Annotated in this window: 9 protein-coding genes; 1 reads left to right on the top strand and 8 read right to left on the bottom strand. The window is 61.4% G+C overall.

Annotated features, from left to right (window positions below; genetic code table 11):
* Position 1: 1 nt before the first annotated feature.
* The 4 genes from P3S72_RS05365 to pmbA form a co-directional block, all read right to left on the bottom strand.
* Positions 2–430, bottom strand: coding sequence for a hypothetical protein (locus P3S72_RS05365; protein ID WP_247395999.1), 429 nt, complete (start codon positions 428–430; stop codon positions 2–4).
* A gap of 27 nt (positions 431–457) precedes the next feature.
* The gene (locus P3S72_RS05360) at positions 458–1834 is read right to left on the bottom strand and encodes a class II fumarate hydratase (RefSeq protein WP_276196528.1); all 1377 of its coding nucleotides are present in this window, start codon (positions 1832–1834) and stop codon (positions 458–460) included.
* Positions 1827–2222, bottom strand: coding sequence for a FagA protein (locus tag P3S72_RS05355; RefSeq protein ID WP_253393416.1), 396 nt, complete (start codon positions 2220–2222; stop codon positions 1827–1829). Before P3S72_RS05355 ends, P3S72_RS05360 begins: the two co-directional genes overlap by 8 nt.
* Before the next feature lie 147 nt (positions 2223–2369).
* The gene (pmbA, locus tag P3S72_RS05350) at positions 2370–3716 is read right to left on the bottom strand and encodes a metalloprotease PmbA (RefSeq protein ID WP_247396002.1); all 1347 of its coding nucleotides are present in this window, start codon (positions 3714–3716) and stop codon (positions 2370–2372) included.
* Positions 3717–3824: 108 nt separating this feature from the next.
* On the opposite strand from pmbA, the gene yjgA reads away from it, so the two are divergent.
* Positions 3825–4346, top strand: coding sequence for a ribosome biogenesis factor YjgA (gene yjgA, locus P3S72_RS05345; RefSeq protein WP_247396003.1), 522 nt, complete (start codon positions 3825–3827; stop codon positions 4344–4346).
* A 45-nt stretch (positions 4347–4391) separates the two neighbouring features.
* On the opposite strand, the gene tldD is transcribed toward yjgA, so the two are convergent.
* From tldD to rng, 4 genes are all read right to left on the bottom strand, one after another.
* The gene (tldD, locus tag P3S72_RS05340; RefSeq protein WP_253393415.1) at positions 4392–5834 is read right to left on the bottom strand and encodes a metalloprotease TldD; all 1443 of its coding nucleotides are present in this window, start codon (positions 5832–5834) and stop codon (positions 4392–4394) included.
* Between the two features lie 16 nt (positions 5835–5850).
* Positions 5851–6699 carry a carbon-nitrogen hydrolase family protein gene (locus tag P3S72_RS05335; RefSeq protein WP_276196527.1) on the bottom strand — a complete coding sequence of 283 codons (849 nt, stop codon included), beginning with the start codon at positions 6697–6699 and terminating at the stop codon, positions 5851–5853.
* Positions 6700–6747: 48 nt separating this feature from the next.
* Positions 6748–10563 (bottom strand): YhdP family protein, encoded by a 3816-nt coding sequence (locus P3S72_RS05330; protein WP_276196526.1) that lies wholly within the window; start codon positions 10561–10563, stop codon positions 6748–6750.
* Positions 10564–10639: 76 nt separating this feature from the next.
* Positions 10640–12097, bottom strand: a complete 1458-nt coding sequence (rng, locus tag P3S72_RS05325) for a ribonuclease G (RefSeq protein ID WP_010567681.1) — start codon at positions 12095–12097, stop codon at positions 10640–10642.
* Positions 12098–12142 lie beyond the last annotated feature (45 nt).

The raw sequence follows: 12142 nt of genomic DNA, 5'->3' as shown, positions 1-12142 counted from the left end.
ATCAGTGTGCTCCGTATTGAGGAGGGGTCGGTTGCGCCGCAGTACCGCCCAGCAAGCGATGGGTACGGGGGTATTCGCCGTAATCGCTGATGAAGTTCAACAGCTCGACGTAGGTTTTGCTGCTCTGGCGCAGCGCCGCATCACGCAGTTGCGGGCTCAGACGCCGGTCCTGCAGGGTCTGTAACAGGCGCTGGTGGATGGCGCAGAGGTATTCTGCGCTTTCTTCCGGCTGGTTCAGGCGCAAGTGCAGGTCCGCCAGGTTGTGATGGGAAATGACACAGGCGGCCACTGCTTCGTCGGCGTTCGCCCAGCGTTCGAACAACACTTGAGCCAGGGCCAGGGCCTGCAAATAGGCTTCGCGAGCGTCGACCAGTTCGCCCTGCATAAAGCAGCGATTGGCCCGTTCGATCGTGCGTTTCCAATGCTCCATGGTGAGCCTCCAAAGCAGGGTCGATGATTACACGCCGCCAGCCGTGAGCTTTTCCGGGTCCAGCAGGACCTCCAGTTGGCTGCGCGGCAAGTCCGTGTGTTCGAGGGCGACATCAATCACCGGACGACCTTGCTGATAGGCTTGCTTGGCGATTTCAGCGGCCTTTTGGTAACCAATGATCGGGTTGAGTGCGGTGACCAGGATCGGGTTGCGCGACAGCGCCTCCTTGAGCTTTGCCTCATTGACCTTGAAGCTGGCGATGGCCTTGTCCGCCAGCAGGCGGCTGGAATTGGCCAGCAGTTCGAGGCTGCTGAGCAGGTTCTGGGCGATGATCGGCAGCATCACGTTCAGCTCGAAGTTGCCGGATTGGCCGGCAATGGTGATCACCGTGTCATTGCCGATGACTTGCGCGGCGACCATGGCCGTCGCCTCCGGGATCACCGGGTTGACCTTGCCGGGCATGATCGAAGAGCCAGGCTGCAACCCCTCCAGTTCGATTTCACCCAGGCCTGCCAGCGGGCCGGAGTTCATCCAGCGCAAGTCGTTGGCGATTTTCATCAACGACACAGCGATAGCTTTCAACTGGCCGGAGACGGCGACGGCGGTGTCCTGGGAGCCGATCAACGCGAACAGGTTCTTGCCCGGGGTGAATTGCACGCCGGTCAAGCTGCTCAGTTGCTGGCTGAAACGCACTGCGAACTCCGGGTGCGCGTTGATCCCAGTGCCGACAGCCGTACCGCCCTGGGCCAGGGCTTGCAGGCTCGGCAGCAAGTCCTGTAGATGAGCGATATTGGCCTTGAGCTGCTGCGCCCAGCCATTGAGCACCTGACTCATGCGCACCGGCATGGCGTCCATCAGGTGCGTGCGGCCGGTCTTGATGAATGGGTGGACCTCTTCGGCCTTCTGTTCGATGACCTGCACCAGGTGCTGCAACGCCGGCAACGTTTGCTCATGCAGCACCAGCGCCGCGCTGACGTGGATAGTGGTTGGGATGACGTCGTTGCTGCTTTGGCCGCAGTTCACGTGATCGTTGGGGTTGACCGCCTCGCCGAGCAAACGGCTGGCCAGGGTCGCGATCACTTCATTGGCGTTCATATTGGAACTGGTGCCGGAACCGGTCTGGAAAATATCCACCGGGAAGTGCGGCATGAAATCGCCTTCCAGCAAGCCTTGAGCGGCATCGACGATAGCCTTGCCCTGCCCTTCGCTGATTTGCTTGAGGTCGACGTTGACCTTGGCCGCTGCAACTTTGGCCAGGATCAGCGCACGAATGAATGGCGCCGGCATGCGCTGGTGGCTGATCGGAAAGTTGTTCACCGCGCGCTGGGTTTGCGCGCCGTACAAGGCCTCGGCGGGGACTTGCAGTTCGCCCATGCTGTCACGTTCGATACGGCTATTACTCATCGGAAGATCCTTGCACCCAGTCAGAAACGGAAATCGAAGGCAGCAATTCGCACGTCGCCAATTGCCAGGCAAAGCTCTGCCAGCGCTTGAGGCGGCAGGCACAGCGGGAGAGTTTTTCCAGGTCGCGCAGCGGGCGCCAGGCCTGGTCCAGGCACTGGGATCGCCAATGCCACGGCAAGGCGATGTCGGTGGCGGTGTCGATCAGCAGACGGAAGGCCGTTTCAGCGATCGTCCACGGATGGGTCGCGGTGCAACACGCGAGGTATCGACCTTCATTGAGGTAGTGTTCGATCAGGCGCGGCTCATTGGGATCGAGGCAGCAGCGAATCTGACGACTCATCCAACGCCAGCTTTCCAGATAGGGGTCCTCATGCAGGACAGCACTCATGATCCGCACTCGCTTGATAATGATATTTATTATTAAATGATATTGAGAATCAAAACAAGAGCGCCAAGCCAATCAACCTGAAACGCAGCCACAAAAAAGGCGCGCCATCTGCAAGATGGCGCGCCTTTTGGTGAAACGTCGGAAGGATTAGCTACCGGCGACCGTCATCCGCTCGATCAGGACCGAACCTGTACGGATATTGCTGCGCAGCTCCAAGTCGTTACCCACGGCAACGATCTGCTTGAACATGTCGCGCATATTGCCGGCAATGGTCACTTCCTGGACGGCAAACTGGATCTCACCGTTTTCTACCCAGAAACCCGCCGCACCGCGGGAATAATCCCCCGTGACCATGTTCAAGCCCTGGCCCATCAATTCGGTCACCAACAGGCCGCGCCCCATGCGCCGCAAAAGCGCCGCCTGGTCCTCTTCGCCGTGGGTCACGAACAGGTTGTGCACACCGCCAGAGTTCGCAGTGCTCGGCAGGCCGAGTTTTCGCCCGGCATAAGTGCCCAGCACGTAGGAGACCAACTCACCGTTTTCGACGAACGGCTTGGCATAGGTCGCCAGGCCATCGCCGTCGAACGACGAGCTGCCCATGGCACGCATCAGGTGCGGACGCTCATCGATGGTCAGCCACTCCGGAAACAGCTTCTGGCCAATCGCACCTTCGAGGAACGACGATTTGCGGTACAGGTTGCCGCCGGAAATCGCCCCCAGGAAACTGCCGAACAGGCCACCGGCCAGTTCGGCCGAGAACAGCACTGGCACTTCACAGGTCGGTACCGGGCGCGCGCCCAGGCGGCTTGCGGCACGTTGCGCAGCACGCCGGCCGATGCTGACCGGGTCGGCCAGCAAGTCACCCTGGCGGTTCACGTCGTACCAGTAATCACGCTGCATCTGGCCGTTGGCTTCGGCGATCATCACGCAGCTCAGGCTGTGGCGCGTCGAGGCATAACCGCCGATAAAGCCATGGCTGTTGCCATACACGCGGCAGCCCTGATGGGTGCTCAAGGTGGTGCCGTCGGCGTTCTTGATCCGGGGATCGGCATCAAACGCCGCCGCTTCGCAGGTCAGCGCCTGCTCGATGGCTTGTTCCGGGGTGATGTCCCAGGCATGGAACAGGTCGAAATCCTGCAGATCCTTGGCCATCAACGCCTTGTCGGCCAGACCCGAGCTTTCATCCTCAGACGTGTGCTTGGCAATCGCCAATGCGGCGGCCACCGTCTCGCGAATTGCTTCCGGCCCACTCGCCGACGTGCTGGCCGAGCCTTTGCGCTGGCCTACATACAAGGTGATGCCGAACCCCTGATCGCGGTTGAATTCGACGGTTTCGACTTCCCGCTGACGCACCGACGTCGACAGCCCCTGCTCCAGGGACACAGCCACCTCGCAGGCACTGGCCCCCTGGCGCTTGGCCTCGGCAAGGATCTGCTCGACTTGTTCCTGCAGTGCCGGTAACGCTTGCGGACCGACGCTTTGGGCTGCACTCATGGTTTTCTCCACTCAAATTCTGCTTTCGGTTAAGGCCATCGAGCGACCGGGCCGGACAAGCGGCCCCCGACTGGTTATCATGGCGGCGTTTCTTTGCGGACTGCCACCATGGTTGATTCTTACGACGACTCCCTCGATGGGGAGAAAAGCAAAACCCAGGTCAAACGCGAGCTGCATGCTCTGGTTGACCTCGGCGAGCGCCTTACAACGCTCAAGCCTGACTTGATTGCAAAACTGCCGCTGACCGACGAAATGCGTCGGGCTCTGCAGGATGCACCCAAGCACACCGCGAATATCGCGCGTAAACGGCACATCATGTTTATCGGCAAGCTGATGCGCGATCAGGACACTGACGCGATTCTGACCCTGCTCGATCAACTCGATGCCTCCACTCGCCAGTACAACGAACGCTTCCATAACCTGGAACGTTGGCGTGACCGCCTGATCTCGGGCGATGACGCGGTGCTGGAGAAATTCGTACTGGACTACCCGGACGCGGATCGCCAGCAACTGCGCTCCCTGATCCGTCAGGCCCAGCACGAACTGGCGCAAAACAAGGCGCCGGCCACCAGCCGTAAAATGTTCAAGTACATCCGTGAGCTGGACGAGACTCAACGCGGCCTGCGTTGATCCTCTTCCCCGGGTGGCGGTCTTCGCCACCCGAAGCTCCCGCTCTTACGACCCCGTGCCACCCACGGTGATCGCATCAATTTTCAAGGTTGGCTGACCCACGCCCACCGGCACCGACTGCCCATCCTTGCCGCACGTGCCCACGCCGCTGTCCAGCGACAGGTCGTTACCGACCATCGACACCTTGCTCATGGCTTCCGGCCCGTTACCAATCAACGTCGCCCCTTTGACCGGCGCGGTAATCTTGCCGTCTTCGATCAGGTACGCCTCGCTGGTGGAGAACACGAACTTGCCGCTGGTGATGTCGACCTGACCGCCGCCGAGGTTGGCGCAGTAGATCCCGCGTTTCACCGAGGCGATGATTTCCGCCGGGTCGCTTTCGCCTGCAAGCATGTAGGTGTTGGTCATGCGCGGCATCGGCAGGTGCGCGTAGGATTCGCGGCGACCGTTACCGGTACGTGCCACGCCCATCAGGCGGGCGTTGAGCTTGTCTTGCATGTAGCCCTTGAGCACGCCGTTTTCGATCAATGTAGTGCATTCAGTCGGGGTGCCTTCGTCGTCGATGCTCAACGAGCCACGGCGACCGGCCAGGGTGCCGTCATCGACAATGGTGCATAGCTTGGAGGCGACCATCTCGCCCATGCGCCCGCTATAGGCCGAACTGCCCTTGCGGTTGAAGTCGCCTTCCAGGCCATGCCCCACGGCTTCATGGAGCAATACGCCGGACCAGCCCGAGCCCAACACCACCGGCAAGGTGCCGGCAGGTGCAGGGATGGCTTCCAGGTTGACCAACGCCTGGCGCAGCGCTTCGCGGGCATAGCCCATGGCGCGGTCCTCGGCGAGGAAATAACGGTAGTCGGTACGCCCGCCACCGCCGTGGCCTCCGCGCTCGCGGCGGCCGTTCTGTTCGACGATCACGCTGACGTTAAAACGCACCAGCGGCCGCACATCTGCCGCCAGACCACCGTCGGTGGACGCCACCAGGATGCGTTCCCACACCCCGGCCATGCTCACGGTGACTTGCTGGATACGCGGGTCGAGGGCGCGGGTCGCGGCGTCGATACGCTTGAGCAGATCGACTTTTTCTGCACGGCTGATCACTTCCAGGGGGTTATCCGGCGCGTACAACTGAGCCACGTCCTGGGTGCTGAATGCCTGCACCGTGCCGTTCTGGCCAGCGCGGGAAATCGAACGGGCGGCACGGGCAGCCAGGCCCAGGGCTTCCAGGGTGATCGCGTTGCTATAGGCGAAACCGGTTTTTTCACCGGATTGCGCACGCACGCCGACGCCCTGATCGAGGTTGAAACTGCCTTCCTTGACGATCCCATCTTCTAGGGCCCACGACTCGGAAATCTGCCCCTGGAAATACAGGTCGGCCGCGTCGATGCCCGGCCCGGCGAGATCGCCCAGCACGGTTTGCAGGCTTTCGATGGTCACGCCACCGGGTGCCAGGAGGTGTTCACTGACTGAGGACAACAACTCGCTCATAGGTTTGGCCTTAAATTCATCGTTCTGAAGCAGGCCGCTGCGCGCCCCGCGAGAAAAAACGCCGGTGGTTGACCACCGGCATGCGCGCCCGTATCGACGCCTGTTCACTGCTGTCGCGTTCGGCCAGCAACACCGCTTCGCCTTGATCCTGTTGCGTCAACACGCGGCCCCATGGATCGACAATCGCCGCATGCCCATAGGTTTCCCGTGGCCCCGGATGAACCCCGCCCTGGGCGGCCGCCAGCAGATAGCACTGGGTCTCGATGGCCCGCGCACGAATCAGCACATCCCAATGTGCGGCGCCGGTCACCGCAGTGAAGGCCGAGGGCGCGGTAATCAGTTCAGCCCCCGCTGCGCGCAACTCGCTGTACAGCTCCGGAAAGCGCAGGTCGTAACACACCGTCAGGCCCAAGCGGCCCACCGGTGTATCCGCCACGACGACGTTGCTCCCGAAAGCATAGTCATCGGACTCACGATAGCGACCGCGCGCATCCGCCACGTCGACATCGAACAAATGCAGCTTGTCGTAGCGGGCGACGATCTCGCCATGGTCATCGATCAACAACGAGCAGGCGTTGGCCTTGGCGTTCGGTTGGTCCTTGGGCGGCAGCGGCAAAGTGCCGGCGACTATCCATAAGGTGAGGTCGCGGGCGGTCTGTTTCAACCATGGCAGGATCGGCCCTTCGCCCAGCGCCTCGGCGCGACCGATGTCAGCCACATCACGGCGGCCCATGGCGGCGAAGTTTTCCGGCAGCACCACCAGCCGCGCTCCCTGGGCCGCCGCTTGCTCCAGCAGGCGCCGGGCCTGGGCCAGGTTGGCCAGCACATCGCTCTGGCTGACCATTTGAATTACCGCAAAGGACATCGGCCGACACTCCATAAATGGCATGCAGCCATGCTACTCCACAGGCTCTCAGTTTGGCTTTTCAAATGGCTTGTCGAAGGTGATTTTCGGGTCTTTCCATGGCCCTTCCACTTTGTACTGCACGCTGGCAAAACGCGAAACACGGTCGCCAATCAGCTTGTCGATCAGGAACAGCGCGCCACCAATGGCCGGTGCACCGACAATCAGCGCGGCGATCGGCAGGTTATTGGTCACCGGCAGGGTCACCAGCAGTTTGGCATCTACGCGATCAGCCACCAGGTCCAAGGTGCCATTGAGTTCCAGATTGCTCGACGGCCCCGTCAGGGTGATCGGCTCGCGCGTCACAAACACCCCGTTGCTGGCCGCGAGCAAGCCTTTGACCCGGTCATAGCTCAAGCCTTTGCCGAGTAGGTCGGAGAAGTCCAGGCGCAGCCGGCGGCCGATCGAGTTGAAGTTAAGCAGGCCGAACACCCGCAACGCCTGGGCGCCGCCTTCCACTTCAACGAACTGACCTTTGCGGAACGTTGCATCCAGGCTGCCGGAAAAACGCTTGGGTCCGACCCAAGCGGGCGAGCCCGCCCAACGGCCGTCCACATCCAGGTGAAAGTCTTCACTGGTCACGGTAGGTGCATAGCCCCACCCCTTGAGGACATCGGCAATGTTCTTGCCATCCAGGCGCCCTTTGTACCAACTACTGCTGTCACCCGCAGCCCCCTCCCAACCGCCTGCCCCCTTGAGCTGCATGCCCTTGAGGCCCAGGTCCAGGTTGTTGAAGGCCAGGCCCTTGGCGGTCGGCCGGATCTTCAACGACCAGGCGCCGATCAGGTCCGGCCCCTGGAACAGTTGATCGATGCTGATATCCAGCGCTGGAATAACCTTGGGATCGATGTCGGCCAATGGGTCGGGCGCATTCTCATCCGCCTGTACCGTTGGGTCCAAGGCCGGCAATTTCACGTACTGCAGGTTGACCGCAATCGGCGCGCCTTTGGCGTCCAGCAGGTTGACCGTGCCCTTGGCCTGCTGGCTGTCAAACTGCAGGCCCCAGGCCGCGGGTTTGCGGTCCAGTTGGAGGTTGACCTGGTCGAACTGCTGCCCAAAGCCGGTCAACTTGCCCACCTTGAAGTCGGCACCGCTCAATAGCTGTTTCGCGCTGCCTCCCGGGTCGTTGCCCGCGTAGCGATCGACGAGTTTCTTCCACGGTTCGATGTCCAACTCCGACAACACACCGCGAATGCGTAGGCCTTTGCCACCGGGCAGCAGCGCATCGCCATTACCCAGAAACAACTCGCCGCGGCCTTCGCTGAACTTGTCCGGCGGCGCCGCAAAGGTGAAGTTCGCCAGATCGCCGTAATCGAACCAGTAGCGGCGTTCGGCGCCCTGCAAGGTCATGCGGAACACGCTGTCACGGCCCTGGCTGGCCGGCATGCCGAACGGCGCCGGCAGGTCCACCGCCACACCTTTGAGGTTGGAGCTGACCATCAACTGGCTGTCAGCACCGTCCAAATTGAGCTGCAACTGGTACGGAATATCGCCGGACACTGGCAGCGGCTGGCTGACTTTCAACCAGTCCGTCAGGCGCTTGACCGTGACCTGGCCTCTGGCGGTGACGCGGGTACTGATCTTGCCCGGCTTGCCATCCGCAAAGATCTGCGCGCTGATCGGCCGATCGAAGGCTTGCGCCGTGATGTTCTGCCCGCTCAGGCCCTTGGCGCTGTCGAAGCGGAAATCGCCCTTGAGCTGGTTCAGGTCCAGGGTCGGCTCGGCCAATTGCAGGCGCGCCTTGTCGGTCTGGAAATCCACCACGATCTTCGGCTCGGTGCCCTTGGCCAACGGGACATCCAGATCCAGCTTGCCCTGCAGATCGCCCTCGCCTTTCCAACCGGCAAAGGTCGCAGCGGTGCCTATCGGCGCTTCCTGGAGGACTTTCAGGCCATCACCCAGGCCGCCGGCAAAACCACCGGTGAGCAGCAGGTGGCTATCCTTGCCCGCAGGCGCGTGAGGAATATTGACGTAGACGTCCTTGACGCCGGTGTCGAGCAGTTGGCCCTTGCTGGCCAGGATGCGGACACCGCTTTCCTCGACAAACACTTCGCCGTTGACCTTGCTCACATGGGGCCAACCCGGCTGGAACGCCAATTCAGCATCATGCACTTTGAAAAACAGGCTGATATTGCGCGAGGCGGGCAATGCGTCGTGATTCAACGAGCCTTGATACTGGAAGAAGCCTTCATCGACCGCGCCCTTGAGGATCGCAGTGCGCAGCCATTCATCCAGCGCCGGGCTCAGCACCGCCGGCAGGTATTTAGGCGTGAAACGCCCGTCGCCGTCGACCATGCCGACCCGCAGGTCCATGTAGTCTTCCTGGCTATTGTCGAAATGCAGGCGAATCAGGAAGTCGGCGGCGACCTTGCCCTCCTCGCCCAGCACCTTGATATACGGTGCGATCAAGGTGAAGCCTTGCTGGTCGAGCTTCCAGGTCAGGCGCGCATTGGCCTGGATGTACTGCCAGGGCTTGGCAAAGATCGGGTCGAGATGCAGAGAAAAGTCCTTGCTGTCCATGCGCAACTCGCCCTGTCCCAGGTCGCCGCTGATGCTGCCGGAAATGTTACGTGCGGCAGGGGCACCGAAGTAGGCGTCAAAGCCTATCCGGTCGAGGTTGGCGGCAAAGCTGACTTTCTGATCGGTCGTGTCCTGTGGGCGAAAATCCACCAACACATTGCGCAGCACGCCGGTGGCCTTAAGGTGTTCGATCGTCTTGGCGAATCCTTCCGGCAATGGCGCCAGAGCATTCAGCAGCGGGGTGATCGGGGTCAGGTCGAGGCGGTCGGCCTGCAGCTTCCAGACTTCCTGCTCCTTGTCGGTGGCCAGGCGTTGCTGCAATTGCAGGCGCGATTCCCAGCGGGTATCACCGAGGTTCATCGCCAACGAATCGAACAGCACCTTGAGGCCGCTCTCACTGCGTTGCAGGTAAGCGGTCAGGGCGAGGTTTTCAATGTGTACCGGCTTGCGATCCGCGTAGCTGCCCTTCACTTGCGGCGAGTTGAGGCGCACCACCGCGCTTTGCACGGTGCCTTTGGCCCAGGTCAGCCAGAATTCGCCGCCAGCCTTGAACTGCGTGAGTTTCCATTGCTGGGTCAACCTGGCCGGAATCCATGTGGCCCAATCGCTCTGGGGCAAGCTCAGGTAGGCCTGAACCTCAGCGTCTTTCCAGGCACTGGCGCGGATTTGCGTGCGCAGGCTCAGGGCCAGGGGCTGGCCATCCGGCAGGGTCAGGCGGGCGTCCAGGCGTTGGCGGGTGGTGCCGGTTTGCAGGCTCAGGCCCACATACGTGAAGGTCAGCGGCGCCTGGTCGAACGGCTGCAACGTGACCTGGCTATCCAGCAACGAGACCCGCTGGACGCTCTGCATGCGGTTGAGCAACTGCTCCGGGGCCAGCGGCTGGTCGTCCTGCACCGGCAGGCCTTGCAGCGCCCAGTGGCCATCCTTGTCCTCCTTGACGCTCAGTTGCAGGCCGCTGACTTCCAGGTGGGCGATGCGCACGTCGCGCGCCATCAGGCTGGCCCAGATGTCCGGTACCACTTGGACCTGGTCCAGGCGCAAGGCATTGCTGCCCTCGCCCACCATCACGTCGTGGGCCAGCAACACAGGCGCGAAACCGCTCCAGCGGCCTTCAAGACGACCGATCTGCAGCGGCATGTCCAACGCGGCCTGGGCCTTGGCTTCGATTTCGGCGCGGTATTCGGCGACCAACGGGGTCAATTCACGCCCAAGGCTCACGTACACCGCCGCCAATACCAGCAGCAAGGCGCACAGGCCCAGGCCCCAGCGGGTCAAAGCGGCAAAAAAGCGTATCAGACGCTCCATGTCAGGCGACCCTCAAGGCAGTAGTCGGACCACAGATCAAGGTCTGTCGGAATCAGGGAAAACAAATGAATGAGGATCAGAGCAGCACCACGTCGTATTGTTCCTGGGAATACATGGTTTCGACCTGGAACCGAATAGTACGACCGATAAACCCCTCCAGTTCGGCCACGTTACCGGACTCTTCATCCAGCAGACGGTCGACCACTTTCTGGTTGGCAAGCACTCTATAACCTTCAGCCTGGTAGGCTCGCGCCTCTCGTAGGATTTCCCGGAAAATCTCGTAGCAAACCGTTTCAGGCGTCTTCAATTTACCGCGTCCCTGGCAACTGCTGCATGGCTCGCACAGCACTTGCTCCAGGCTTTCGCGGGTGCGCTTGCGGGTCATTTGCACCAGGCCCAACTCGGTGATGCCGATGATGTTGGTCTTGGCGTGATCACGCTCCAGTTGTTTCTCGAGGGTGCGCAGCACCTGACGCTGGTGTTCTTCATCTTCCATGTCGATGAAGTCGATGATGATGATCCCGCCCAGGTTGCGCAGGCGCAATTGGCGGGCGATCGCAGTGGCCGCTTCGAGGTTGGTCTTGAAGATGGTCTCTTCAAGGTTGCGATGCCCCACGAACGCACCGGTGTTGACGTCGATGGTGGTCATGGCTTCGGCCGGATCCACCACCAGGTAGCCACCGGACTTGAGCGGCACCTTGCGTTCGAGGGCCTTCTGAATTTCGTCTTCGACGCCGTACAGGTCGAAGATCGGCCGCTCGCCTGGGTAATGCTCCAGGCGGTCAGCAATTTCCGGCATCAGCTCGGCAACGAACTGCGTGGTGCGTTGGAAGGTTTCCCGCGAGTCGATGCGAATCTTCTCGATCTTGGGGCTGACCAGGTCACGCAAGGTACGCAAGGCCAGGCCCAGGTCTTCATAGATGACACTGGGGGCGCCGACGGTCTTGATCTGTGCGCCGATCTGGTCCCACAACCGCCGCAGATAACGGATATCCATGAGGATTTCATCGGCACCGGCGCCTTCAGCGGCGGTGCGTAGAATAAACCCACCCGCTTCCTTGATGCCCTCGGCGGCAACGCAGTCGCTGACCACTTTTTTCAGGCGCTCGCGCTCTGCTTCGTCCTCAATCTTCAGCGAAATGCCGACATGCGCGGTGCGCGGCATGTACACCAGGTAGCGCGAAGGAATCGACAGTTGGGTGGTCAGCCGCGCACCTTTGGAGCCGATGGGGTCCTTGGTGACTTGCACCACCAGGCTCTGCCCTTCATGCACCAGGGCGCTGATGCTTTCCACCGCTGGGCCTTCACGCAGGGAAATTTCCGAAGCATGGATAAACGCGGCACGGTCCAGGCCGATGTCGACGAAGGCGGCCTGCATGCCCGGCAATACGCGCACGACCTTGCCTTTATAGATGTTGCCGACGATCCCGCGTTTCTGGGTGCGTTCGACGTGAACTTCCTGCAGAACACCGTTCTCTACCACCGCCACGCGCGATTCCATCGGCGTGATATTGATCAGAATCTCTTCACTCATGGCTGGGTCTCGTTCAGGCGTTTTCACAATAGTGACCGGTCGCTT

Origin of the sequence: Pseudomonas sp. D3 (genome assembly GCF_029320995.1) — a bacterium.
GTDB classification, from domain to species: Bacteria; Pseudomonadota; Gammaproteobacteria; order Pseudomonadales; family Pseudomonadaceae; genus Aquipseudomonas; species Aquipseudomonas paraveronii.
This window is presented reverse-complemented; position numbering and strand designations above follow the sequence as displayed.